The organism is Acetobacter cibinongensis (genome assembly GCF_000963925.1).
Classification (GTDB): Bacteria; Pseudomonadota; Alphaproteobacteria; order Acetobacterales; family Acetobacteraceae; genus Acetobacter; species Acetobacter cibinongensis.
Genome location: NZ_BAMV01000012.1, coordinates 13,275 through 36,845, shown reverse-complemented (window position 1 = coordinate 36,845; position 23,571 = coordinate 13,275). Strand labels below are relative to the sequence as shown.

23 protein-coding genes and 1 riboswitch are annotated in these 23,571 nt (G+C 54.8%); of the genes, 7 read left to right on the top strand and 16 right to left on the bottom strand.

All coding sequences use genetic code 11. From position 1 onward, the window contains the following. Window positions 1–5: 5 nt before the first annotated feature. Complete coding sequence (locus Abci_RS07930) at window positions 6–662, top strand: POTRA domain-containing protein (protein WP_048838627.1); 657 nt, start codon at window positions 6–8, stop codon at window positions 660–662. 587 nt (window positions 663–1,249) lie between these two features. Here the strand turns inward: Abci_RS07930 and folE are convergent. From folE to Abci_RS07890, 8 genes are all read right to left on the bottom strand, one after another. Beyond that, window positions 1,250–1,864, bottom strand: coding sequence for a GTP cyclohydrolase I FolE (gene folE / locus Abci_RS07925; protein WP_048838626.1), 615 nt, complete (start codon window positions 1,862–1,864; stop codon window positions 1,250–1,252). A 34-nt stretch (window positions 1,865–1,898) separates the two neighbouring features. After that, on the bottom strand, window positions 1,899–2,372 hold the full coding sequence (gene apaG, locus Abci_RS07920) for a Co2+/Mg2+ efflux protein ApaG (RefSeq protein WP_048838625.1): 474 nt from the start codon (window positions 2,370–2,372) through the stop codon (window positions 1,899–1,901). Window positions 2,373–2,545: 173 nt separating this feature from the next. Beyond that, window positions 2,546–3,748 carry an O-succinylhomoserine sulfhydrylase gene (metZ, locus tag Abci_RS07915; RefSeq protein WP_048838624.1) on the bottom strand — a complete coding sequence of 401 codons (1,203 nt, stop codon included), beginning with the start codon at window positions 3,746–3,748 and terminating at the stop codon, window positions 2,546–2,548. A gap of 109 nt (window positions 3,749–3,857) precedes the next feature. Beyond that, window positions 3,858–3,937: riboswitch (SAM riboswitch) on the bottom strand. Between the two features lie 112 nt (window positions 3,938–4,049). Continuing rightward, window positions 4,050–5,024: a hypothetical protein gene (locus tag Abci_RS07910; RefSeq protein WP_048838623.1), complete on the bottom strand. Its 975-nt coding sequence runs from the start codon at window positions 5,022–5,024 to the stop codon at window positions 4,050–4,052. A gap of 68 nt (window positions 5,025–5,092) precedes the next feature. Then, the gene (locus Abci_RS07905; protein ID WP_048838622.1) at window positions 5,093–6,067 is read right to left on the bottom strand and encodes a bifunctional GNAT family N-acetyltransferase/(deoxy)nucleoside triphosphate pyrophosphohydrolase; all 975 of its coding nucleotides are present in this window, start codon (window positions 6,065–6,067) and stop codon (window positions 5,093–5,095) included. Beyond that, complete coding sequence (locus Abci_RS07900; protein ID WP_048838621.1) at window positions 6,060–7,163, bottom strand: aromatic ring-hydroxylating oxygenase subunit alpha; 1,104 nt, start codon at window positions 7,161–7,163, stop codon at window positions 6,060–6,062. Before Abci_RS07900 ends, Abci_RS07905 begins: the two co-directional genes overlap by 8 nt. A gap of 115 nt (window positions 7,164–7,278) precedes the next feature. Further along, window positions 7,279–7,773, bottom strand: a complete 495-nt coding sequence (locus tag Abci_RS07895; protein WP_048838620.1) for a DUF2721 domain-containing protein — start codon at window positions 7,771–7,773, stop codon at window positions 7,279–7,281. 41 nt (window positions 7,774–7,814) lie between these two features. Next, window positions 7,815–8,699, bottom strand: a complete 885-nt coding sequence (locus tag Abci_RS07890; RefSeq protein WP_048838619.1) for an ATP-binding protein — start codon at window positions 8,697–8,699, stop codon at window positions 7,815–7,817. Window positions 8,700–8,816: 117 nt separating this feature from the next. On the opposite strand from Abci_RS07890, the gene yajC reads away from it, so the two are divergent. Continuing rightward, entirely contained in the window at window positions 8,817–9,173 is a 357-nt protein-coding gene (yajC, locus tag Abci_RS07885) for a preprotein translocase subunit YajC (RefSeq protein ID WP_048838644.1), read from the top strand. Between the two features lie 97 nt (window positions 9,174–9,270). Here yajC and Abci_RS07880 read toward each other — a convergent pair whose 3' ends face one another. Beyond that, window positions 9,271–11,535, bottom strand: a complete 2,265-nt coding sequence (locus tag Abci_RS07880) for a primosomal protein N' (RefSeq protein WP_084597583.1) — start codon at window positions 11,533–11,535, stop codon at window positions 9,271–9,273. A 121-nt stretch (window positions 11,536–11,656) separates the two neighbouring features. On the opposite strand from Abci_RS07880, the gene Abci_RS07875 reads away from it, so the two are divergent. The 3 genes from Abci_RS07875 to Abci_RS07865 are packed head-to-tail and all read left to right on the top strand — an operon-like array spanning window position 11,657 to window position 14,568. After that, a complete protein-coding gene (locus Abci_RS07875; RefSeq protein WP_048838618.1) occupies window positions 11,657–12,619 on the top strand; it encodes a tyrosine recombinase XerC in 963 nt (320 codons plus the stop codon). A 29-nt stretch (window positions 12,620–12,648) separates the two neighbouring features. After that, entirely contained in the window at window positions 12,649–13,611 is a 963-nt protein-coding gene (pip, locus tag Abci_RS07870) for a prolyl aminopeptidase (RefSeq protein ID WP_048838617.1), read from the top strand. A gap of 3 nt (window positions 13,612–13,614) precedes the next feature. Then, the gene (locus tag Abci_RS07865; RefSeq protein ID WP_084597582.1) at window positions 13,615–14,568 is read left to right on the top strand and encodes a retroviral-like aspartic protease family protein; all 954 of its coding nucleotides are present in this window, start codon (window positions 13,615–13,617) and stop codon (window positions 14,566–14,568) included. A 27-nt stretch (window positions 14,569–14,595) separates the two neighbouring features. Here the strand turns inward: Abci_RS07865 and Abci_RS07860 are convergent, their stop codons facing one another. From Abci_RS07860 to Abci_RS07850, 3 genes are all read right to left on the bottom strand, one after another. Continuing rightward, window positions 14,596–15,117, bottom strand: a complete 522-nt coding sequence (locus Abci_RS07860; RefSeq protein WP_084597581.1) for a hypothetical protein — start codon at window positions 15,115–15,117, stop codon at window positions 14,596–14,598. Window positions 15,118–15,249: 132 nt separating this feature from the next. Further along, complete coding sequence (locus tag Abci_RS07855; protein WP_048838615.1) at window positions 15,250–15,636, bottom strand: ribosomal maturation YjgA family protein; 387 nt, start codon at window positions 15,634–15,636, stop codon at window positions 15,250–15,252. Then, entirely contained in the window at window positions 15,633–16,526 is an 894-nt protein-coding gene (locus tag Abci_RS07850; protein ID WP_048838614.1) for a LysR family transcriptional regulator, read from the bottom strand. Before Abci_RS07850 ends, Abci_RS07855 begins: the two co-directional genes overlap by 4 nt. A gap of 100 nt (window positions 16,527–16,626) precedes the next feature. Here Abci_RS07850 and Abci_RS07845 point away from each other — a divergent pair, with 100 nt between their 5' ends. Continuing rightward, the gene (locus tag Abci_RS07845; RefSeq protein WP_084597580.1) at window positions 16,627–17,730 is read left to right on the top strand and encodes a YeiH family protein; all 1,104 of its coding nucleotides are present in this window, start codon (window positions 16,627–16,629) and stop codon (window positions 17,728–17,730) included. Window positions 17,731–17,786: 56 nt separating this feature from the next. Here Abci_RS07845 and Abci_RS07840 read toward each other — a convergent pair whose 3' ends face one another. The 4 genes from Abci_RS07840 to Abci_RS07825 all read right to left on the bottom strand — a co-directional run bounded on the left by Abci_RS07840 (window position 17,787) and on the right by Abci_RS07825 (window position 22,086). Further along, on the bottom strand, window positions 17,787–19,181 hold the full coding sequence (locus Abci_RS07840; protein WP_084597579.1) for an ammonium transporter: 1,395 nt from the start codon (window positions 19,179–19,181) through the stop codon (window positions 17,787–17,789). Between the two features lie 137 nt (window positions 19,182–19,318). Then, on the bottom strand, window positions 19,319–20,731 hold the full coding sequence (locus Abci_RS07835; RefSeq protein WP_133058363.1) for an O-fucosyltransferase family protein: 1,413 nt from the start codon (window positions 20,729–20,731) through the stop codon (window positions 19,319–19,321). A gap of 20 nt (window positions 20,732–20,751) precedes the next feature. After that, the gene (locus tag Abci_RS07830; protein ID WP_048838611.1) at window positions 20,752–21,558 is read right to left on the bottom strand and encodes a glycosyltransferase family 2 protein; all 807 of its coding nucleotides are present in this window, start codon (window positions 21,556–21,558) and stop codon (window positions 20,752–20,754) included. 189 nt (window positions 21,559–21,747) lie between these two features. Beyond that, complete coding sequence (locus tag Abci_RS07825) at window positions 21,748–22,086, bottom strand: P-II family nitrogen regulator (protein WP_048838610.1); 339 nt, start codon at window positions 22,084–22,086, stop codon at window positions 21,748–21,750. A gap of 217 nt (window positions 22,087–22,303) precedes the next feature. On the opposite strand from Abci_RS07825, the gene Abci_RS07820 reads away from it, so the two are divergent. After that, window positions 22,304–23,554, top strand: coding sequence for a UbiH/UbiF/VisC/COQ6 family ubiquinone biosynthesis hydroxylase (locus Abci_RS07820; RefSeq protein WP_084597585.1), 1,251 nt, complete (start codon window positions 22,304–22,306; stop codon window positions 23,552–23,554). Window positions 23,555–23,571 lie beyond the last annotated feature (17 nt).

Genomic DNA, 23,571 nt, shown 5'->3' with positions numbered 1-23,571 from the left:
GTTTTATGCGTCAACACCTTTTCTGCGCCGCGCTCGGGTTTGCTCTTATAGGGGGCAGTGTTACGGCGCATGCACAAGTGCCGACGTCCGTTCCACCTTCTGATGCCCCAACACAAACGCCGGGCAATGTTGCTGCCAAACCCTTTGAGCCCGTTTCCGCTCCTTTGAAAATTGAAAGCCTGACCCTTACGGGTAACCAGCGCATTCCGACCGCCACGCTGCTGGCGGCTGTGCCGTTCAAAGTAGGGGATAAGGTGCCGCAGGCCCGTATTACGGAAGGCCTGCAGGCAATCATGAAAGTTTATCAACAGCATCACCTGACGGGTGATGTGCATCAGCAATTATCGCTCAATGGTCAGTCCGTGAAGGTAACATGGCAGATCAAAGAGGCAGCGGCAGATGCGGCTGAGCAACAGCTTGTGCTGGATAGTGTGTCGTTTGACGGGAATTTGCATGTTTCTAAAACTGCACTTCATGACGCAACGCGTCTGCGCCCTGGTCAGACAGTAACACCCGTGGCTATGCTTGCAGATGAAAAAGCCATGCAATTACTCTACACCAAGAAGAATATTGGCATCAGCATCAAACCTGAAGTCACGCATCCCCATCACGATAACCGCGTAAAAATTATTTACCATCTGGATGAGAAAGCACCTGACTGAAGAGAAGTTAGGTCAGAGTGTGCGGCATAAGGAAAAAAACGACTGCTTAAGGTGGGACTGGTAAAAATTCTTACTTAAACAGAAGTGTTGGAGGTTAAATCAGAAGAGCATATTACCTATAGAAATGTAGGGTATAAATTGCCTTCTGATATAAAAAATTCTCTTGTAGTCAGTGGTTGTCCCATAAAAGGGAAGAGTGATTTTACTGGGCATAGAGATCATCAGTGCACTTTAGGACTTCCCAGAAATAGACTTTGGTTTTGTGGGGTGTTCTGTGTGTGATTAGATGGTCTCTGGTACGATCAATAAATTATCTCTTGAAATAAAGATGTGACAGGATAGAGCTGGATAACTTTGGAAAAAGCATGATTTGAAATATAGTTTTATGTTTTGGTCTTATTTTTGCAGAGCCCGGTTCAAATTCTCCACACCAAATCTGGTGTGTACGGACTAGCATTTTAAGCAGCACATGCGGGCTGACAGGTGAATTTATCACCGCAATGACTAAGGCGTCCTGAAAGATAAAGCATTAAAAGGCGATAGTCTGGTATTTTGCAGCCGGTTAGACCACCGGCTGCAAAGCTATATTATACGCCGCAGGCAGAAGGGCGGTTAAGTAGGGCCAGAAGTTCCTGACGTGTGTCAGAGTTATCGCGGAACACACCCAGCATGGTGCTTGTAACCATAGACACACCGGGGCGGTGTACGCCGCGTGTGGTCATGCACTCATGGGCAGACTCAATCAGAACTGCCACCCCTTTTGGCTCCAGCACGTCATTAATTGTGTTGGCAATCTGGGCTGTCAGGCGTTCCTGAATTTGCAGGCGGCGGGCGTAGGCATCTACCACGCGTGCCAGCTTGGAAATTCCAACTACTCGTTTGTTGGGCAGATACGCCACATGGGCACGCCCAATAATCGGGGCAAGGTGGTGCTCGCAATGGCTTTCAAAACGAATGTCACGCAACAGAACAATTTCGTCATACCCTTCCACTTCAGAGAAGGTGCGTTCCAGCAGGGTATGGGGGTCTGTGTTGTACCCTTCAAAAAACTCTTCGTAAGCCCGTACCACACGTGCGGGTGTGTCCAGTAGGCCTTCACGGTCCGGGCTGTCACCTGCCCAGCGGAGCAGGGTGCGTACGGCACGTTCTGCGTCCTGACGAGAGGGACGGTCGGTGTTGTCGGGCAGAGGGTCTTTGCTCATGCCATTCTCCTGCGTGGGCTGATCGTCAAGTAGTTCAGTGGATCTGTCTGATCTGGAAAGGGCTGTCCAGACTGAAAGCGGGAATAGCAATGTCAAACCGGCGGCCAGTCTTGAAGTCCCGCATCTGATAAGAACCGGACATGAAGCCGCTGGCCGTTGTGAGGGAGACGCCCGATGTATAGTCAAAACCGGACTGGGGGCGGATCACGGGCAGTTCACCCACCACGCCTTCACCATGCACGTATTCTGTGCGGCCGCCTGCGTCCGTAATGTGCCAGGTCCGCTCCATGAGCTGTACCGTGGCAGGCCCCGCATTTTCTATACGGATGCGGTAAACCCAGCAGTAGATATTATCATCAGGTTCAGACTGGTCAGGAAGCCAGAACACCTGCACCATAACGCGCACACCATCCGTCTCGGCCTCATACGCCGGAACGGAGGCAAACAGTTCGTTGAGTGCATCTTCCGGGTCCTGAGACATGGGCGGAGAAGCCGACCAATCGGGCATAAGGCGCTCGTGCTCCTGCATGATGGAAACTGTGTTGCTGCACAGGGAAAAGTCAGTGTGTGCAAACACAATGGGCAGTTGGACCCTAGCCCCTATCATGAAGTGGAAAGCCAGAAAAGCCGTCCGCGCCCTTTCTACCTTACGAGCGTGGCAGAAAGGGCACGGAAAACGGTTTAGCCCTGCGGGAGTGCCGCAATGCCGCGTGCCAGATCGTCGATCAGGTCAGCGCTATCTTCCAAGCCGACTGAGAAGCGGATGGCCCCATCGGAAATACCAAGGCGTGCGCGCTCTTCCGCCCCAATTTTCATGTGGGTGGTGGTGGCGGGATGGGTAACCAGAGAGCGGGCATCACCCAGATTATTGGAAATTGCGATCAGTTGCAGAGCGTTCATAAAGGCAAATGCGCCTTCCTGGCCGCCAGCCACTTCAAAGGCGATCATGCTGCTGCCACCGCTCATCTGCTTCTGGGCCAGAGCGTATTGCGGGTGGTCTTTGCGGCCTGGGTACCGCACGCTGAGAATGCCCGGAGCATCCGCCAGATAATCCGCAACAGTTGCAGCATTGCGGGCCATGGCATCTACACGCAGGGAGAGGGTTTCAAGCCCTTTCAGCATGACCCATGCGTTGAAGGGGGAGAGCGCATTGCCGGTATTGCGGGTAAACGGCTGGAGTGTTTCCGTAATCCAGTCTTTCCGGCCCAGTACAGCACCCCCAAGCACGCGGCCCTGACCGTCAATGTGCTTGGTACAGGAATACACAACAACGTCTGCGCCCAGTTCCAATGGCTTCTGATAAAGTGGAGACGCAAAAACGTTATCAACCACAACCAGCGCACCAGCCTTATGGGCCAGATCAGAAATAGCCTGAAGGTCCAGCACATCCAGCATGGGGTTGGACGGGCTTTCCAGCAGTACCGCTGCGGTGGGTTGGGAGAGGGCTTCAGCCCAAGCGTTCAGGTCTCCGCCATCTACAAATACGGTTTCTACACCATATTGCGGGAGCAGGTTGGCAACAATCCAGTGGCAGGAGCCAAAAAGCGCGCGGGATGCAACAACGCGCTGGCCAGCCCGCACATGGGAAAGGAGTGCGGAGGACACAGCGCCCATGCCTGTAGAGGTTGCAACGCACGCTTCTGCCCCTTCAAGGTCAGCAAGGCGGCGTTCAAGGGCGGTGACGGTCGGGTTGGCAAAGCGGCTGTACTGGTAATGCTCTACTTCGCCCGTAAAGGTTTTGGCCGCCTGTTCGGCGTTGTCATAAACAAAGCCAGAGGTCAGAAAGAGGGCCTCGCTGGTTTCCCCAAACTCGGTACGTTCCAGTCCAGCATGGAGCAGGCGGGTGGCGGGGCGCCATGCAGAAGGTGTTTTATGGTCGCTCATAACGAAATATCCGGTTCTTTCCTGCGCATAATGGGCCGAAGAGAGACACGGAGGGGTGTGTTTCCGCTTCAGTCATTATGCTCACCTGACCGTGGAAACAATGGGCAGAATACCGCTGCCCAAAGCCTCTTTAGCGCGCTTGTTTAACCTCGCCGCAAGCCGGCCTTACAAATCACGAGGGCGGGGTGCAGAAAATTCAAAGCACCAAACTGAACTGTTTATGCGAAAGCGGCCCTGTTTCGTCAAGAGTGGATTGTTTCTCATCTGGTGCGCTTGGTGTGCAGGACCAAGATGCTTGCCGTCAGTTGTCCAATAGGAAGCGCATTTTAAAGATGTGAGCCAGATTAGGTGGGAGAGAGGCGTCCGATGCTGGCGGCTTCACCTTATCACTTTCCAAATACGTTACGACCGAGAGAGCAAAATCCTGGCCGCCAATGGTCTTGGTGGCCTTGCAGTGCCACGTTTTGTCTGTGGGATTAAGGAACTGGCATGAGACGGAAACAAGCCCTTCACGTCCATCCTGAAGTGCTGCGAACGGGTAGAGATGCTGATTACCGCGAGCGCGCAGGAAGTCCATCATATTCTCTGTTTTAACAGGGTAGGCGAGTTTGTTTTTGCCATAGAACTCTGCATCGTCCTTGGCTTCCGCCTGGAGCAGCCACGCGCGGAAGAGTTTTATGCGTTGGCGCAGACTTTCGGTCATAAAGGGGACGATGTAAGGCGCATGCCCCGGAGATGTAATCTGGAAACTGAAGGTAGGTTTTTTGGCGAGGGTATAGCCATCATCAAAAGAAACAAGCAGAGGGTTTGCCGCCGGAAAAGGCGGATAGATAAGAGTGGAGTTATTATTTTTTCCGGCAGGCAGAAAAGCAAGTGTCTCTTCTTTTTGTCGTGCTGGTGTGTCCGTGTTGGTTGCTGAAAGAACCAGACGGTTAAAGAGAAGGGAGTTCACGGCAATAGCGCTTTCCCGCCCAGCGCCTGTTTCCGGCACATGAATGGCAGACACAGAAAGTTTGTAGCGCGATACGGCAACAAACCCTGAAGGCAAGGCTGTTGCCTGAAACGTCATGGCCGTTGCTTCAGGTAGGTCAGGCGGAAGCTGAAGGTTAAGCTGCGCAAACAGGGTTTCAAGTTTTGCACGTGGATAGGGAGCAATTGTAGCGGGCGCATTCCATGTTGAGGATTGGTTGCCGTATAAGGCCCGTTCTGTTGAGTCGGGCAGTTTACAAGCACTCAGCAGCAGGAGGGGTAAGAGAAGACGATAATATGCAGTCATGAAAAAGATCTTGTCTGAACTGGTGTTATAAAAAGAGGCCAAGCAGAAAATATTGTGACAAAACTATTTTATAGCAGTTCCTGCAACAGGGGCACAAAAGGCAGGTCCGCCTCTGGCATGGGATAGTTGCGTAAGTCGCTGGTTGGCACCCACGCCAGTTCCTGCCCTTCACGCCCCGTAGGGGTGCCGCTCCAGCGGCGGCACAGGTACAAGGGCATTAAAAGATCAAAGGTGGCGTAGCTGTGCGATGCAAACGTGAACGGCGCAAGGCAGGAGCGGGAAATATCAACCCCAAGTTCTTCCTCCAATTCCCGAATGAGAGCCGCTTCCGGAGATTCCCCAGGTTCAATTTTGCCACCGGGAAACTCCCATAAGCCAGCAAGGCTTTTCCCCTCCGGCCGACGGGCCAGCAGAATACGGCCATCCTTATCCACCAGAGCAGCGGCAGAAACGAGCACCAGCTTGCGGGTAGGGGGGGCGGATGCGGGTAAGTCCGTTTCTGCGCGTGTCATTTCAAAAACCTTGACGGGGTGGTCTGTGCCACGGGCAACAAACATCTGACGGTCTGTGCCAATGGGCTTGAAGCCTGCATGCTCCAGCACACGGGCGGAAGCCTGGTTATCCTCAGCCACTATCCCGCGCAGGCAGGTAATATCCAGGTTGGCTAAGGCCCACCGTGCAAGGCGGGAAGCTGCTTTTGTGGCAATACCTTGCCCCCAGTACGCCCGCCCCACCCAGTAGCCGAGCAGGCCAATGCGGCCCATCTGCGGTTTATCTTCCACACGCAGACCCACGCAGCCGACAAACTGCCCTTCTGCATCCAGAATGGCAAAATGATAGCCCTGTTTGGCCCGATGCATGGTGATGGTCGCGGCAATCCAGTCATCAGCCAGATCACGCGGGTAGGGGAAGGGGAGGCGGCTGAGCATACGCACCACTTCCCAGTCGTTCACCAGATTGTGGAGGGTTGCAGCATCGTCGGGTAACAGCGGACGCAGCCGATAAGGGGCTGCGTCCAGAACCAGCGTTGTCAGTTCAGGCATTTTTGGCAGGAGCAGGCGGCACGCCACATTCTGCTAACAGACCACGTAGCGCGTTAATAACCGGGAAGACTTCCACATTGTGGTCTCCACCCAGTTCACGCCATGCTTTCTGCTCAAGTTCCACAATCTCGCGGTCTTCGGCAAAAATCCGCTCGGTAAAGGCCACAAGGAAAGGCCATGCCAGTTCCAGAACACCGGGAATTTTGGGGCGCTTGACCGAAAGCAGACCAAAGGTGCGGTTGGTGAGTTCTGCTTCATCCTGTGGCGTATAGACAATCCATAAATCCATCACAGGGTCTTCATCCCCAGTCTGGATGCGGAGGGTCTGGTAGGGATATTCCGTCCGGATGGTCATGACATCCCGATGCTGGAATTTTTCGGAAGCATCTCGGCGTTCCCCAAAAATCAGGGCTTCCCCAAGTGGCTGCTTGCCGCTTGTGCGCGCAAAGGAATAGCGGGCCTCAACCAGTCCGGCTTCCCGTTTCTGACCTAGAAAACGCGGGCGCATCTGGCCCATTTGCTTCATGTGCATGAACTGATGGTTCATATCCATCAGGTTCTCATGCATGAAGCTGTAATGGCAGCCCACTTCCTGCCCGAAGGACCGGGTTTTGTAAGCAGGGTCTCCCACACGGGCCAAACGAGGTGCTAGTGGCGTTGTGTCAGCCTTGTCCGGATCTCCGGGGAAAATGAAAATTAGGCCATCCTGTTCGCGGCACGGATAGGTCCGCACACCGTTAGGCAGCTTTCCCTTGCCCAGATAAGGCACATCAATGCAACGGCCGGAGCGACCATAGGCCCAGCCATGGTAGCAGCACTGTACGGCGTGGCCGGTTACCTTGCCTTTACTCAGTGGGACCTGACGGTGCGCACAACGGTCTTCCAGCGCAAAAACAGACCCTTCTTCCGGGCGTACCAGCGCTATGGGCTGGCCAGCATAACGGGTGCCAATGGTCTTGCCGGGTTTCAGTTCCTTGGACCAGGCAACAGGGTACCAGAAGTCCGGGTTGGATCTGACGCGCCGCAAGTCAACCTTGGGTGGCACCGCGTCTGACGGGTGCGTCTGGGCTTGGGTGTCAGTCTGCGTCTGGTCCATCTCGCCTCGATTGCTCTGCCTGCCTGATGGTATGCCACACCGGCACACCATTAATAGGAGCTATGCAACCCTATATTAGGGAAAGAGGCAAGGCGCACGCAAAAGGAATGCGTGCTCAGACCGCCTTGGGCATGGGGCGCGGGAGCGGGCCTTCGCGTTTGAGGCCGTGCCAGGAAATAAGGCTATCCCCCAAAAACAGGGCCAAGGCACCCACTGTGCAGCTAAGCGCCAGACCAAACATGACAACCAGCCAGGTAGCGACGGAAGAATCGCGTACACTCCCCAGAAACAGCACAAAAGCCGCACCGCAGGAGGAAGCGCCCCCAAGGCCACCTGCCAGAATGGCAGCATCAAGCATCAACGTGCGCCGGTGCAGGCGGACAAGGTGGCGCTCAAGCGTTTTGTTGCGTTCCACGTCGTCATTATCGTCGATCAGCAGAGCATTCGCCTGCTCAATATGGTCAGACACCCGCGCCAGACGCGTGTTGAAGAGGTTCAATAACGTCCCGATACCCGACAGCATAAAAACGGGCGTAAGAGCAACTTGGATGATGTGAGCGACACTATCAACTGGTTCACCAGAAATGCCTCCAAAAATGGGGAGGGCCATAAGCAAGACGTCCTTGGTCAGTGTTTAAAGCGAGGAAGGCATCACAGTGAGCGGCCTTGGGCGAGTTGGGCGGTCAGGTCTTCAATGAACTGAAAAGCAACACGCCCTGAACGGCTGCCACGGGTAATAGCCCATGTATTGGCGCGTGCCGTCAGCTCTGCATCATCCAGAGGCAGGGTGCGTTCTTTTGCGTAAGTGCGGACCATATCCAGAAATACGTCTTGCGGGCAGGCATGAAAGCCAAGCCAGAGACCAAAACGGTCTGAAAGAGAGACTTTTTCTTCTGTGGCTTCAGAGGGATTAATGGCTGAGGCGCGTTCGTTCTCAATCATGTCACGCGGCATCAGGTGTCTGCGGTTGGATGTGGCGTAAAACAGCACATTGTCTGGCCGACCAGCAATGCCACCATCCAGCACGGACTTGAGGGCTTTGTAGTCCCGGTCCTCTTTTTCAAAAGACAGGTCATCACAGAAGATAATGAAGCGGCGCGGGCTTTCGCGCAGCAGAGCCAGCAGTTCCGGCAGAGTGGCGAGGTCTTCGCGCTGGATTTCGAGGAGAACAATGCGTCCCTGACCCGGTTGGCAGGCTTTGCCGCCAATTTGGTTAACAAGGGCATGCGCCCCTTTGACCAGGGACGACTTGCCCATGCCGCGTGCGCCCCAGAGCATGGCATTATTGGCAGGCAGGCCGCGGGCAAAATTCTCCGTATTGTCCAGCAGGGTCTGGCGCTGGTGATCTACACCTTGCAACAGGCTGGCTTCTACATGGGCAACATGGGGCACAGGCAGCAGGCGGCCTTGCTCGGGTAGCCACACAAAAGCGTCTGCCTTGTCCACTCCGTTCAGGGTAGGGGCGGGGGGTGACAGGCGTTCAAGGGCTGCGGCAATGCGGTCCAGCACAGAAAGTTCTGTTGGGTCTGTTACCATGAAACATTGCTCCTGCTGGCTGTTTTGCTTGGTGTGGACGCGAAAACTAAACCAGATGGCAGCCAGAAGAAAGGGCTGGACAACAGACAGGCGCTTGACGCACCTGTAGCTAAAATTATGGTCTGCCCGTTTGTTGGTGCAACCAGTGTTAGTTTGAAAGCCGTTCCCATGTCCGACGTTATGTCATTTTTGCCATTTGTTGGCGTTTTCGCCATCATGTATTTTCTGCTTATCCGTCCGCAGCAGCAGCGCCAGAAGCAACTGCGGAACGAGCTGAAATCCCTTCGCCGGGGTGACCGCATTGTAACAGCAGGCGGTGTTATTGGTGTGGTGCAGAAAAGCCGCGAAGACACGAACGAAGTGGAAGTGGAAATTGCTCCCAACGTGCGGGTCATGGTTCTGCGTGACACCATCACAACCGTTCTGACCAGCACGGCAAAACCGGCGAACGATATAGAAAAAGCCAAGAAATAAGAGTGTTGTTCCACAGGCCTCCTGTGCCGCCAGTTTAACACTCAAAGAGAAGGAGCCAGATTGGCTCCTTTTTTATAATGCCAGCACAACCCAGCCGTTACAGGAACGAGATCGGGTCTATATCCACATCTATGCGCACGGTTCTGCCGGGTTTAACCATGCCAAGCCACCGCCGAAGAATAGGCTGTACGGCAATGGTGCGCACAGTCCTTAACAACAGACGGCGGCGGTGTCTGTTACGGAGCACGGCAATGGGGGCAGGAACAGGGCCGAGAACTTGTATTCCCTCACCATAAGGGGCCACGCGGGCTAGCGCTGCGGCTGTGGCATCAGCCTCTTTTGCATCATCCGCACTGATAATCAGGGCAGCCAGTCTGCCATAAGGGGGCCAGAAACCCGGCCGCCGCTGTTCGGCCTCCTGCGCCATGAAGGCATCAAAATCACCTGAAACAAGGGCCTGCATGACAGGGTGCATGGGGGTATAGCTTTGCAGCAACACGCGCCCCGGCGTGCTGGCCCGCCCCGCACGGCCTGCAACCTGATGCAGGAGCTGGATGGTGCGCTCCCCTGCGCGCAGGTCTGCGCCCCCGAGGCCCAGATCAGCATCCACAATGCCAACAAGGGTCAGGTGCGGAAAATGCCAGCCTTTGGCCACAACCTGCGTGCCAATAATCAGGTCAACCTCTCGGCGGGAAATTTTGGCCACGGCTTCTGCCGTGGTCGCCGGGCCGCCCAGCGTATCACTGGCCATGACCAGAATACGGGCATCAGGGAAAAGCTGTCTGGCTTCTTCGGTAATACGTTCAATGCCGGGGCCAATGGCCGTCAGGCTGTCGTCTGACCCACAGGTGGGGCAGGCTGCGGGCATGGGTTCCGTATGGTCGCAATAATGGCAGGAGAGAAGCTTTTTGGCCCTATGTTCAACCAGCCATGCGGTGCAGTGTGGGCACTCCATACGGTGCCCGCAGGTGCGGCAAAGGGTTAAAGGCGCATAACCTCTCCTGTTCAGGAACAGCATGGCCTGTTCCTGCCGCGCAAAAGTGGCTGATAATTCTTCTGTCAAAGCAGGAGATAAAAATAGCCCGCGCGGTGGAGGGTGCTCGCGCATGTCCAGAATCTGTGTGTCCGGCAGGGACGCTCCGCCATGGCGGGACGGGAGTATCAGGTGCCGGTAACGTCCCGCTTCCGCATTAGCCAGCGTTTCCAGGCTGGGCGTGGCAGAGACCAGCGCCATGGGAAAGCCGGAAAGCCTTGCCCGTACCACGGCCATGTCCCGTGCGTTGTAAATGACACCTTCTTCCTGCTTGAACAGGCTTTCGTGCTCCTCATCCACAATAATAAGGCCAAGATTGGCAAAGGGTAGAAAGAGAGCAGAGCGTGCGCCGACAACAACAGTCGCACTGCCGTTGGCCGTGCTGTGCCACGTCAGACGGCGGGCCCGCTGGCCGATTTCCGAGTGCCAGACGGCAGGTTCTGCCCCAAAGCGGCGTACAAAGCGCTGCATCCATTGGGCGGAAAGAGCAATTTCCGGCAACAGCACCAAAGCCTGTTTGCCCTGCTCCAGACACGCGGCAATGGCTTCCAGATAAATTTCTGTTTTGCCGGAGCCTGTTACCCCTTCCAGCAACGTGACGGAAAAGCCCCCATCGCGCACGGTCTGACGCAACGCTGCGGTTGCAGTCTGCTGCTCGCCTTCCAGAACGGGTGGGTTATGGTGTGGGTCTGGTGCCGCAAATATCCGTTCGGGCCCAAGCTTCACGCTTTGCAGGGCCTTGGCATCAGCCAGACCCTTTACCACGCCGGGACCAACGCCCGCCGCAGAGGCTAGGTCTGTTGTGGTGCGGGCAATACCATCTTTTAAGCGATCAAGAATTTTCTGGCGGGCAGGGGTGATGCGGAGTGTTGCCGGTAAAGGGTCTGCCAGTAGCCAGCCCATACTGGGTACTGGTACGCCACGCATGTGCAGCCGCAGGGTCATGGCCAGCACCATGCCGGGCGGAGACAGCGTATAGGCTGCCACCCAGTCAATAAAGTGCCGTAATTCCGCAGGCAGAGGCGGCAGGTCCAGCAGTTCGGCCACTGGCCGTAGGCGGTTGGCGTCTACACTGCGTTGCGGGGGCGGCGCAAAGTCAGCCGGTAGAGAGGGGCTGCTTTCCCACACCACGCCGGTTTCCTGCCTGCGGCCAAGGGGCACCACCACAATATCGCCCGGCTGCAAGGGCATGTCAGCAGGTGCTGCATAGTCAAACGGGCCGGGGAAAGGCATTGGCAATAGCACAGCCACACGTTGCCGCACCTGCTTTGGGGCGGGCGGCGGGGGCGCATCATCATGCAGGAGAGATGAGAACGAGGCAGGCTCCATACCTCTCTTTGTAAGCGGGTGAGGTCTTAAAGAACAGTGCTTGCGTATTCAGAAAAACTCTGAACAACTAAAGCGCTGTTCGTGGTAGATGACCGGCAGAAGGTGAGTGGGAGAAGTGAGCATGACAGCGGAGCAGGCAGTTCAGGCCTTTCTGGCATGGATGACCGCTGAGCGCAGAGCTTCCCCACTGACTATTGAGGCTTATCAGAATGATCTGGCCCGCTTTATGGCGTTTATGAGCGAGCATCTGGGCGGCCTCCCGGATATGGCAGGGTTGGCCAAGATAAGCCTGCGGGATATGCGGGCATGGCTTGCACATGAGCAAACATGGGCCATGAGCACTACTGTCCGTAAAACCACACCGGACCGCGCAGCCCGTACCCGCTCCCGCCGCGTGTCTGCTGTACGGTCATTTTTCCGGTATCTGGCACGGCGGCAGGGGGTGGAAAATGCCGCCGTGAGCCTGTTGGCCACACCACGGACCAAAAAGCCGCTCCCAAGGCCTTTGAGTGTGCCGGACGCCAAAGCTGTGCCGCAGGATATAGGGGATGTTGCCCACACCGAAATGGCACGCAGGCGGGATGCCGCCCTGTTTCTGCTTTTATACGGGTGTGGACTGCGTATTTCTGAGGCCTTGAACCTGAACGTGGCTGATCTTGCCACCATGCGCGGGAGTGGGGTGCTGAGAATTACAGGAAAAGGCAACAAGGAGCGTCTGGTGCCGGTTCTGCCGCAGGTGCAGCAGGGGCTGGAGGGTTGGCTCAAGCACCATCCGTCCCCTCATGCGGCTGACCCTTTGTTTCCCGGTGTGCGCGGCAAGCGCTTACAGGCCGGGGTAGCCCAAAAAGCCATGCGAGAGTGGCGGGCGTTGGCCGGGTTGCCAGATACCGCAACGCCCCATTCCCTCCGCCATTCTTTCGCAACGCACTTGATGGAGGGTGGCGCAGACCTGCGTGTTATTCAGGAACTATTGGGTCACGCCAGTCTGTCCACAACCCAGCGTTATACCTTGGCGGATGAAGCACGCTTGCTGGACGTATGGGTGCGGGCCCACCCACGGGCCCAAAGCGGCAGCAAACCCTAATCTGGTGACTATAAAAAGGAGCACGCCCTATGTCTTTTCCTTACCGCGACCCATGGCCAGCCATTCAGCCTTACGCCTATGGGTACCTTGATACCGGAGAAGGACACCAGGTTTACTGGGAGGAATGTGGCAACCCGGATGGTATTCCAGTCGTGTTTCTGCATGGTGGGCCGGGCGGCGGGTGTAACCCTGCACAGCGGCGGCTGTTTAACCCGTCTCTGTATCGCATTGTTCTGTTTGACCAGCGCGGATGTGGGCGCTCCAAACCGCATGCGTCTCTGGAAAACAATACCACATGGCATCTGGTTGCCGATATTGAGCGACTGCGGGTGCAGCGCGGTGTAGAGCAATGGGCGGTCTTTGGTGGGTCATGGGGGTCCACTCTGGCACTGGCTTATGCTCAGTCCCATCCTGATCGTGTGACTGCCCTTATGTTGCGTGGTATTTTCACGCTGCGCCGCGCAGAACTGCTCTGGTATTATCAGGAAGGCGCATCGTGGCTCTTTCCGGACAAGTGGGAGGAGTTTCTGGCCCCCATTCCGGTGGAAGAGCGGGGAGACCTTATGGCAGCCTACCGCAAACGCCTGACGTCTGAGGACAAAGAGGTCCAGCATGAGGCAGCGGTAGCATGGAGTATGTGGGAAGGCCGTACCCTGACTCTGCTGCCTGCTCCGGAAATTGAGAGCCAGCATGAGGAGGCAGGATATGCCCTCGCATTCTCACGCATTGAAAACCATTATTTTGTCCATGCGGGATGGCTGGAAGAAGGGCAGCTTATCCGGAATGTGGACCGTATCCGTCATATTCCAACCGTTATCGTGCAAGGGCGGTACGATATGGCAACACCTGTACGGACGGCATGGGACCTGCATAAGGCATGGCCTGAAGCAGAGTTTCACATTATTGATGCCGCAGGCCATGCCCTGTTCGAACCCGGTATTCTTGCGGCCCTGCTTGCCACAACAGACCGCTTTGCGCGTGAGTTAGCGTAAGCCATGCGCCTTATACGCCTGATGCAGGCTGTCGGACTGCTGGCGGGTGCTGTAATGGTGCCCATAGCAGGGTATGCAGCGGAGGGCGTATGCAAGCGCCAACTTCTGGCACATATCCCCCTGCGGAATGATGCAGGGTTTTTGAGTAGCCCGGTCCAGCTGAATGGCCATGCTGCCAGCATGATTATAGATACCGGGTCCGAAGGCAGCCTGATTTCCCCTGAAGGCGCAGATGCCTTTGGCCTGCCGCTAGACCCTGCAAGGCACACAGTGGTGCAGGGGACAGGCGGGAATGGGCGATTGGTCCCCAATGTTCTGGTTAGATCGTTTGTTATGGGGGGCGTAGAAAACGGCCCGGTGTCAGTGCCTGTTGGGTATCTGCCCAGCAAACCGCCCGTGCAGCCGCCTATTGAAGGTCTGGTTGGGGGAGATCTGCTCTCCCGTTACGATGTGGAATTTAACGTGGCGGAGGGATGGCTCAATTTCTGGGCTCCCGATACCGCATCACCTCTGTGTGCAGGGCCACAAAACTGGCATGTGATCTATCGCGCTCTGCCCATGCAGTTTGATGGCCGCCGTGTTTCCATTCAGGTCGAGTTGGATGGGCACCCGCTCAAAGCCCTTGTGGATAGCGGTGCGCGTTCCCGTATTGTGTCAGAAGCTGCTGTAAAACGGCTTGGGGTGTCCGCAGCAACGCTGGCGGCGGACCCAGGCGGTGTGACCAGCGGCCTGGATGGGCGCGGGCAGGTGTACCACTGGCACAAATTTGAAACCCTGAAATATGGTCTGGAAGAAGAAAAACAGCCAGTTCTGACTGTGGTCAGTATTCATGACGCAGCAGACATGCTGCTGGGGGCAGACTGGTTTGCAGCTCATAGGGTCTGGATTTCTTATCGCACAGGCAAGCTGTATGTCATGCCATCCGCTGTGCGTTTGAAAAAACCGGAGCACCCGTAAAGGTACTCCGGAAAAACACAGTGTATTTTATTCGCCTTTAAGACGTGTATTGCACTGGCTGTAGTAGCCGCCGCCTTTCTGAATCCATTTCAAAGACCCGTTGCCGCCTTTTTCCTTGTTGGCATTATACTGGTCCAGACAGGTTTTCATGCGGGCCTTGCCGGCTGACAGTTTTGAATACTGGTCAGCAACAGCGCTGGGGAACACAACGCCAGCGGTAGAAGCAGCCGGGGCAGCAGATTTAGGTGCTGCGGCAGGTGCTGTAGCAGCAGGTGTGGTGGCAACTGTTGGCTTTTCAGCTTTCGGCGCAGTGGCTGGGGTGTCTGCTGCCGGCGCTTTGGTAGCGGCATCAGTCGTGGCAGCAGCCGCGTCACAGCTTGCAGCTTTGTATTCTTTGTAGCTCTGGCCAGTTACCGTGCCCGCTTTGCGTGCAGCGGTATAGTTCTGGTGGCATTCTTTGGATGTCAGAGCATGGGCAGCAGGCGCTGAAAGGGCGGTTGCACAGCTAAGGGCCAGAGTGGCCAGCATAATGCGAGTAGAAGAGGTCATACTCATAATACCTTGTTGCGTATCAGGCTATTCGGGCGGCCCCATGCCGCCATAACCTGCTACATAGTTCTTAAATCATAAGCCTATGCCTGTAGATGGAAAAGGGGAGAAAGAAAATTAAGATTTAAAGTATTATAGACGCCCTAACAGACAAGAAAAAACAAGAATTGCGGCTGTATAAACACCAATATTAGCCCAGGCAAAATGATGGCCGAGCAGAAAACCGCCCAGAGCGGTCATACGAACATGGTCTAAGGCGGGTGTGTGCAGTAGCTTAAGCCCTTCTGTCAGCGCGGCACATAGGCACGCAGTCACGGCAATAAACCATCGCGGTTTGGCGGGGATACAGAACGCGACACAGCACCAGATCATGCCGCCCCATAACGCAGAACCACCCCACTTTGTGACAAAGAATGGCAGCCCGAGCGGTATCTTGCGCAGGATAACGCCCGCCAGAATACAGCCCACCAACCACAGCAGAAGCGTTAGGCGTGGGGGAGGGCGCGAAAGGAGCGTCATGCGTTTGTCCGCCCGGTTTGTAAAAGGGCCAGAAAAGCCTGAGCTGTGCGAGTATGGTAACGTTCCCGGTGGCGGAGGCTTTGAAAAAAACGGGGTGCCAGAGGCACATCAAGCGCCACGACCTGTCCGGCAGCCAAAGCTGTCCGCACGACGTATTCCGATAATCCTGCAAGACCTACGCCGTTCTGTGTAGCGTTCAAAACAGCCTCGTTAGAAGGAAGGGTCATGCCAACGTTCAGGCTGGCAGCGCAACACCCTGCCTGCATAAGAGCATCTTCAAAGCTCGAGCGGGTTCCGGACCCTTGTTCACGCATCACCCAGACTGCCTGTGAAAGATCATCTGCTGTTATAGAGGTTTTATGCACCAGAGGGTGCGTGGGATACGCAATAATTGTCAGATGGTCTTGCCCTATACACTCCTGTTGCAGTAGCGGGTGAGAAACAACGCCTTCTACCAGCCCCACTTCGCACTGGCCCTGAATAACGGCCTCTGCGACCTCATGCGAGTTGCCGATCTGCACATCCAGCGTAATCGCAGGATAGAGCAGACGGAACTGTGCCAACCGTTCTGGCAGCCAATAGCTGGCAATTGTCTGGCTGGCGTAAATACTCAAATGGCCGGTTTTGAGTGTGCCCAGATCGGCAAGCAAAGCCTCTGCCTGACCTGCTCGCGCCATGACGGCACGCGCTTCTGCCAGAAACAGCCGTCCATATTCGTTCAGCACTATACCTCTTCCCACGCGGTCAAACAGCTTCAGGCCGTAGCGCTCTTCCAATGCCGCAATGGCATTGCTGACGGCAGACTGCGTGAGGTTAAGGGCCTGACTTGCCGCGGTAACATGCTCTCGCTCCGCAACGGCAATAAAAATACGGAGTTGTTCAAGGGTCATAATATCAATCTCAAAATCAGATTGTTTCCATAGATATAATCCGTTGGAATTATCAATACCAAAAATTCAGTGTGCTGCCAGTATCAGGAGGCGAGGCAGCATGAACATCACCAACCAGTTTTTTACACCCGTCATGGTGCAGAGCCGCACAATAGCAAGCCATGCTGGAAGGCTTATGCCCGGCATTATGTTGTGCCTTGGGGTGACGGCGGTGGCTGTTGTGGGAGCGTGGGCGCAACGTGCCGCGTTTGGTACTGTCTGGCTGGAAGAACTGGTGCTGGCAATTCTACTGGGCATAGTGGTGCGGGCGCTATACGCCCCCACCGCCGCCATGCTGGTCGGTATTCGTTTTTGTGCCAAGCAAATGCTGGATGTGGCGGTTATGGTGCTGGGGCTTTCCATCAGCACACATATGCTGTTTGGCAAAGGGGTAGCGTTACCTCTGGGCATTGCTCTGTTTGTTGTTATGGCTATTGCCACATCTTACGCTATTGGCAGGCTCTTCGGGCTGCCGTCCCGTATGGCAACCCTGATTGCTTGTGGGAATGCCATTTGCGGAAACTCCGCCATTGCGGCCATTGCACCCGTTATTCATGCAGAGGGGGAGGATGTCGCCGCGTCCATCTCGTTTACGGCCGTGTTGGGCGTAGCACTGGTTCTGCTGTTGCCGTTGTCTGTCACGCTTCTTCATATGCAGGCGCTGCAATATGGGGCATTGGCCGGTTTAACGGTGTATGCCGTACCACAAGTATTGGCCGCCACAGCGCCCGCAGGCGCTAGCGCTGTTCAGTTCGGGACGTTGATCAAACTGACACGTGTTTTCATGCTAGGGCCTGTAGTCATTTTTCTTGCCTGTCTTGTGCAGACAACAGCAAAAAACAGGACGGACGTCATAAGCGCCTCACGCACTAGCGCAGATTTGCCAGCAAAAACTTTCCTGCTGCATCAGTGCGTGCCGTGGTTTATCCTTGGTTTTCTGGGCTTGGCGCTCATGCGGTCCATGCATCTGGTGCCACTTATTGCCATTCAGCCAGCTTTGCAGGTGAGTAGTGCTCTGACCGTTGTGTCCATGGCTGGTTTGGGGCTGAGCACAGACCTACAAAGCCTTGCCGGGTGCGGCTTGCGTGTGAGCATAACCGTACTGCTGTCCCTTCTTCTGCTGCTTTTAGCGGGACTAGGACTTATCTGGATTTTGGGGGTGTAATACGCAAGAGCCATATGCCGCTCATAGATAAGAGCGGCATATGGCGAATGATAGTCTTAGTTAATACGTTCGCCGTGCAAGGACATATCCAGCCCTTCCAGTTCCTGATCCTGCGTGACGCGCAGACCGATTGTCATGTCGATCACCTTCAGAAGCACGAAGGAGACGGCACCACACCAAAGAATAGTCACCAGCACGGCTTCACTCTGCACCATAAGTTGGTGAAGCGACCCGACAACGCCGGTTGGGTTTGCGTCTGTCGCAGAGAGCGGGCCATAGGCGAAAATACCAGTAAGAAGCGCCCCGACAATACCGCCTACGCCATGCACCCCGAAGGCATCAAGGCTATCGTCATAGCCCAGCAGGTGTTTGAGAGACGTTGCACTCCAGTAGCAGATGACGCCGGTAATCAACCCGATAATCAGGGCACTGCCCGGCAGAACAAAACCGGCAGCAGGTGTTATGGCAACCAACCCGCCAACAGCACCTGAAATCACACCCAGTACGGTTGGTTTGCCAGAGCGTAGCCACTCAACCAGCATCCAGGCCACGCCGGCACCAGCAGCGGCAATCTGGGTTGTGGCCATGGCCATGCCAGCACGGCCATTGGCCCCGACCGCAGACCCGGCATTGAAGCCAAACCAGCCTACCCACAGGAGAGACGCACCAATAATTGCATATGTCAGGTTGAACGGGGCCAGATCATCCTGCCCGAAGCCTTTGCGGCGGCCCAGTACCAAGGCGCACACTAAGCCCGCGATACCTGCATTGATATGCACAACGGTGCCACCGGCAAAATCAGCAGTACCCAAACCTGCCAGCCAGCCGATAGGGCTCCATACCCAGTGGGCAATAGGGGCATAAACGGTCAGTGACCAGATAATGGAAAAAACGCACATGGCGCTGAACTTCATACGTTCAGCATAGGCACCCGAAATAAGTGCAGGCGTAATGATGGCAAAGGTCATCTGGAACATCATGAAGATGCTCTCAGGAATAGTCATGGTCGTAGCGTTGGGGGAATCTGCCCCCAGCGTAAAGCCAATATCCGCCCCATTATGAATATGCGCACCCAAGCCGTTCAAAAACAGCCGCGAGAGCCCACCAATCCAGGGAGACCCAGTGGTAAAGGCAAGAGAATAGCCCGCAACCATCCACACAATGGACATGATGCAGCAGAGGGCAAAAGACTGCATAAGGGTTGCAAGAACGTTTTTCTTGCGCACCATGCCAGCATAAAACAGGGCAAGGCCAGGTATGGTCATCATGAGCACAAGCGCCGTGCTCATCAACATCCAAGCTGTGTCACCACTATCAATGGCGGGGGCGGCATCGGCCGCGTGGGCCAGTCCGGACGGCAGAAGTAGCACTGTGCCAGCCAGCACTGCGCCTACTGCCTGCCTGTTCAAACCGCCCTTTGCAGACGGAACCATGCAAGACCGTGAGGTCATGGATTCGTATTCTCCCCTGTTACACTGCCGCTTTTGTGGCAGAAACATCTACATTGGGAAGGGAATACCACGTTTTCAGTTCTGTTCGTAGCCTTTGCGCAACGAATATCTCAAGATCTCACAAATAATGGTTTTTGTCAGGTCAATCCTTTGGGGCGGAACAGTATGTGCATTCCAACTAGTTTCTGCCCGTATCCAGCGCTACACCAAGCTCCGTTCTCCGCCGTCAGCGCATCCCGCTGCCCTTCAAATCGTCCTGCGTAAAAACAGTCGGTGGTAAGAAAAGCAGGCCCGGTTAAACGGACAGCAAAACCCGTTAAAGGACGGCTCTGGCCTTTGGAACCGCAAAAATGATCATGTGGCATCCACGATGTTTGGTGGCCATCCACATCTCTTGCTCGGTATTCAAAGGGAAGAGGCAGGCCTGCGCTAGTGATCTGGAAGCCTTCCACACATCTCCCGCCAATCCCTGCTGTGTCAAAGGCAAGGTCTCCAGATGGTATGCCGTGCAGCATTTGGGTTTCACTCGTAAAGTCACCCAGGCACGCTATGTGCGCTGTCAGGCTGAGAGGCCACTGTAAATCCCCCCGATGCACAGGGATAAGCGGTTCATGCCCATAAAGGCGGTCTGTTGCCTGTTCAGGTACCATCATGGCACCGTTGTCGTGGCGTAAGCCTAAACCTTGGCCGGGAATATTATAAATATAATGATGCTTGGGCATCTGGCCAGTCCGGCAGAATTTTTCAAACGAAACGAAACCAGCAAAAGTGGAGCGGCTGTTCCCTGCAAAAAATGGCGCATGCACGGCAATTTCAAAGTCTAGCATGGAAGACACAAGATTAGACTTGAAAGTTTCTTGTGGGAGAAAATCTGATTTCCAAAAAAGCTCGACACCTAGCTCTTTAAAAGTATGCTCGCGGATTGTCTCTTTAGGAACAGGTAGACAAGTCTCATCACTCAGAACATAAGCTTTTTTAAAGTCGGCACCCCATGTGGTTTGAGCTTTTCTGACAATGTCCAGAAAAGGCGGGCAATACTCTTCATTCTGCCCTGCAAAAGTTGGAAGTACGTCACGCGAGTATCCTTGCCAGTCGTTTTCTATACGTAACTGCAGCACGTGGCGAATATTGTTGTTGTCTAATTTAGCTCGTAAAAGGTCCGCAAAATCCGCTAGCATAGGTACCGGGCGCAGATGCCTTATAATCTGTGCAGTCAGGTTGGTCCATGATGCCTTGCCCGCTCGTCCGGCCTCTCCCCAGCGGTCCGCTCCCTCCCAAAAACATTGCCACCCATCAACCAGTGTTGCGTCTGCCTGAGCAGGACCAGGTGTGTAAGGAATAGAAAAAGCTTTCAGGAGAGCCTCAAAGACAGATTTCTGGTATACTTGAGCGAAGTCGCAGACTTCGTGTTGACCGTCCTGTGGTCGGAAAGAAACCATGTCAGGCAGAGAAAAGGGTGTGTTCTCACGCTGCGCCTTGAAGACGAGGCCGATCAAAGCAATCTTCTGATTTGTCAGGCCGACTTGGAGGGCAGGGTAGGTAATTGTCACGGATGCATCCTTTGAAGCCGTCATAGACATTGTAAGAACATGTCTGGAATACGTCTGAGTTTACTGGTCTCACCATGAGCAAGCATATGTGTAAGAGGTAGCGTGCCCAGGGTATCGCGTTCCTGCTGCTCTATAAGCGTCTGCATAAGCTGCAACATATCCTCGTCCCGGTAGCGCTGATGGTGTCCAAAGGCCGCACCTTGTTCGCTCCAGGTCATTGAACGTGTCAAATTAAGGCGGGAGAGGGCGCGCTTCTGATCACAATGCTTGAGATGAAAAAGCCACAAGTCCTCATCTAGAATAGAGGGTGCGTCACAGTTGTGAAAGCCAGGGGTCCAGTGCGGGGGTGTTTTAGCCACCAGAGGCTTAGACTCCCATGGAGTAATAAAGCCATGTGGACGCTGAGGTAGAATGTCGTGTGAAAAATTGACAGGGGGAAGGCCTAGCGCGTGGGGCATGACGTCCACTCCCACAGCACGCACCACGTTACCATGAGGTTGGTGCTTGAGGTATGACGCTAGGCTATTATAGCGGTCGGGGCGCGGAACGAGATATTCATCACAATCTGTGTAAATAACGCAGTCAAAATAATTTAAGAGTGACGTATGTAAGTTATTAATAAAAGAAGTCCGTATAACATCATCAAAGTTATCTCGAGGTATTTTTATGATATTTCCCGGGATCCTAACGGTCGATCCGTCATCTGAACCATGGTCTATTATGTAGAGATTGTCATAACCTAGGTTTTTGCCGTAATAATCTAACCATACTGGTAAAAATACGCTCTCATTATAAACCATTGTAATTGCAGCAGAACGGAAAGTCATTTTATGCCCTCAAATCCATACGGAGTGAGATTAGCATAGAGGAAAGATTTTGCCGAATAGCGCAGATATCAAGGCTAATTCTCTCTTTTTAAAAGGAAAAGCCTTGAATAGATCGAGATAGTTAAAAAAGCCTTTAATAAGCTGCAAGCTCATGGGAAATAGAGCGCAGAGACAAGAGGTGCTTTACCTTTAAAGCGCCTCGTCCCCCGTCTCGCGCGTACGAATACGGATAACGCGTGTCAGTTCGCTCACAAAAATCTTGCCATCGCCAATTTTGCCCGTGTGTGCGGCGTTCAGCATGGCTTCAATGACCTGATCCACCAGCGCGTCAGACACAGCAACCTCAACCTTGATTTTAGGGAGAAAGCTGATGCGGTATTCTGCGCCACGGTAAATTTCAGTCTGCCCTTTCTGACGACCAAAACCTTTGACCTCGGATACGGTAAGCCCCTGAATACCAAGCGGTGCCAGAGCCTCACGCACGTCGTCAAGCTTGAAGGGTTTTATAATAGCGGTCACCAGCTGCATCTGGGCTGTGTTCCTTCTGCCTGTCGCATACGGCATGGGTCAGAGAGACCAGCCGCATGAACTGTAATTCATTTCGATATCAATATGCCAGACTTTTCAGGCGTTGACGAGCCTCCTTCTCTGGGCTTTCTGGAGAGATAAGATAAAAGAACATCTCTTTCTGGCCCAGTGCAGACAATCCCGCCTGCCGGACCGTGTGCATAAAGGAATGAAAACCATGGTTGCTTCTCCTGCATCCACCGTGTCGGACAGCATGTCTGCAAGCTCGCAGGTGCCGGATGTTGATGTCTGCGTTATCGGGGCGGGCCCTGTTGGCGCAACGCTTGCTTGCCGCTTGGCCAGAGAAGGTATTCGCGTTGCTATTGTGGACAAGGCCCCCCTTGCTCCCATGGAGCATCCGGATTTTGACGGCAGGGCCTATGCTATTGCAGCAGGCCCAAAAACCCTTCTGGAAGAAGCAGGGGTGTGGGAGTTGCTCCCGCTGGAGTCCTGCCCGATTGAAGAAATTCTGGTAACAGACGGGCGACCAGGCGAGCCTGCGTCTTCGCTCTTTCTTGAGTTTACCCGTGAAGATGCCAGCCAGCCTTTTGGGTGGATGGCTGAAGCCCGTGCCTTGCGTGTAGCCTTGAACGAAGCGCTGCATATGTACCCAACCCTGAGCGTGCTTTCCCCTGCTGAAGCCAAGGTGGAGCGCAAAGCAGAGGGTGCAACTATCCGCCTGAACGATGGCCGTGTCTTTAACGCGGCTCTGGTTGTGGCGGCAGACGGCAGAAAAAGTAAGCTTCGGTCAGAGGCTGGTATTCCCCTGACCAAGCTCTCTTATGGCCAGACTGCCATTGTTTGCGCCATTGCTCATGAATTTCCGCACGATAACGGTGCTCTGGAGCACTTTTTGCCCGCAGGTCCCTTCGCCCAACTTCCCATGACAGGCACGGAGAATCACCCCTATCTGTCTGCTATCGTCTGGAGCGACAAGGACGGCACCGCAGAGCGTTTTGCCGCGCTGCCAGATGATGTTTTTGCGCGTGAGATAGAGCGCCGCATGGGTAACACCCGTCTGGGTAAAGTAACCCCTGTTGGCCGCCGCTGGACGTATCCGCTCTCAGCTCAATATGCCCAGCGCTACACCGATACGCGCCTGTTGCTGGTTGGGGATGCGGCTCATGGTATTCACCCCATAGCAGGGCAGGGGCTCAACCTTGGGTTTCGGGATATCATTGCGTTAAGTGAGATCCTGATTGCAGCACACCATAAAGGCGAAGATTTCGGGTCACCCGCACTGCTCGCGCGGTATCAGGCCCGGTGCCGCCCGGCCAATATGTTGATGCTCGCTGCCACGGACACCCTTGATAGACTATTCAGTAACAATAACCCCGTGATCCGCCTTGCGCGGGATCTGGGTATTGCCAGTGTTCATCGTCTACCTGCTTTGCGCAAAGCCTTTGTACGCCACGCTATGGGGCTGTAACCGGCCCGTTTTAATCC

What these genes read in the sequence shown, in the direction of transcription:
- Abci_RS07930 (WP_048838627.1), top strand. Translation starts at nt 6, where the DNA reads ATGCGTCAACACCTTTTCTGCGCCGCGCTCGGGTTTGCTCTTATAGGG.
- yajC (WP_048838644.1), top strand. Translation starts at nt 8,817, where the DNA reads ATGGTCTGCCCGTTTGTTGGTGCAACCAGTGTTAGTTTGAAAGCCGTT.
- Abci_RS07850 (WP_048838614.1), bottom strand. Translation starts at nt 16,526, where the DNA reads ATGACCCTTGAACAACTCCGTATTTTTATTGCCGTTGCGGAGCGAGAG.
- Abci_RS07855 (WP_048838615.1), bottom strand. Translation starts at nt 15,636, where the DNA reads ATGACGCTCCTTTCGCGCCCTCCCCCACGCCTAACGCTTCTGCTGTGG.
- Abci_RS07895 (WP_048838620.1), bottom strand. Translation starts at nt 7,773, where the DNA reads ATGGCCCTCCCCATTTTTGGAGGCATTTCTGGTGAACCAGTTGATAGT.
- Abci_RS07860 (WP_084597581.1), bottom strand. Translation starts at nt 15,117, where the DNA reads ATGACCTCTTCTACTCGCATTATGCTGGCCACTCTGGCCCTTAGCTGT.
- apaG (WP_048838625.1), bottom strand. Translation starts at nt 2,372, where the DNA reads ATGCCCGATTGGTCGGCTTCTCCGCCCATGTCTCAGGACCCGGAAGAT.
- metZ (WP_048838624.1), bottom strand. Translation starts at nt 3,748, where the DNA reads ATGAGCGACCATAAAACACCTTCTGCATGGCGCCCCGCCACCCGCCTG.
- folE (WP_048838626.1), bottom strand. Translation starts at nt 1,864, where the DNA reads ATGAGCAAAGACCCTCTGCCCGACAACACCGACCGTCCCTCTCGTCAG.
- Abci_RS07820 (WP_084597585.1), top strand. Translation starts at nt 22,304, where the DNA reads ATGGTTGCTTCTCCTGCATCCACCGTGTCGGACAGCATGTCTGCAAGC.
- Abci_RS07825 (WP_048838610.1), bottom strand. Translation starts at nt 22,086, where the DNA reads ATGCAGCTGGTGACCGCTATTATAAAACCCTTCAAGCTTGACGACGTG.
- Abci_RS07840 (WP_084597579.1), bottom strand. Translation starts at nt 19,181, where the DNA reads ATGACCTCACGGTCTTGCATGGTTCCGTCTGCAAAGGGCGGTTTGAAC.
- Abci_RS07830 (WP_048838611.1), bottom strand. Translation starts at nt 21,558, where the DNA reads ATGACTTTCCGTTCTGCTGCAATTACAATGGTTTATAATGAGAGCGTA.
- Abci_RS07875 (WP_048838618.1), top strand. Translation starts at nt 11,657, where the DNA reads ATGACAGCGGAGCAGGCAGTTCAGGCCTTTCTGGCATGGATGACCGCT.
- pip (WP_048838617.1), top strand. Translation starts at nt 12,649, where the DNA reads ATGTCTTTTCCTTACCGCGACCCATGGCCAGCCATTCAGCCTTACGCC.
- Abci_RS07900 (WP_048838621.1), bottom strand. Translation starts at nt 7,163, where the DNA reads ATGGACCAGACGCAGACTGACACCCAAGCCCAGACGCACCCGTCAGAC.
- Abci_RS07905 (WP_048838622.1), bottom strand. Translation starts at nt 6,067, where the DNA reads ATGCCTGAACTGACAACGCTGGTTCTGGACGCAGCCCCTTATCGGCTG.
- Abci_RS07890 (WP_048838619.1), bottom strand. Translation starts at nt 8,699, where the DNA reads ATGGTAACAGACCCAACAGAACTTTCTGTGCTGGACCGCATTGCCGCA.
- Abci_RS07910 (WP_048838623.1), bottom strand. Translation starts at nt 5,024, where the DNA reads ATGACTGCATATTATCGTCTTCTCTTACCCCTCCTGCTGCTGAGTGCT.
- Abci_RS07880 (WP_084597583.1), bottom strand. Translation starts at nt 11,535, where the DNA reads ATGGAGCCTGCCTCGTTCTCATCTCTCCTGCATGATGATGCGCCCCCG.
- Abci_RS07865 (WP_084597582.1), top strand. Translation starts at nt 13,615, where the DNA reads ATGCGCCTTATACGCCTGATGCAGGCTGTCGGACTGCTGGCGGGTGCT.
- Abci_RS07845 (WP_084597580.1), top strand. Translation starts at nt 16,627, where the DNA reads ATGAACATCACCAACCAGTTTTTTACACCCGTCATGGTGCAGAGCCGC.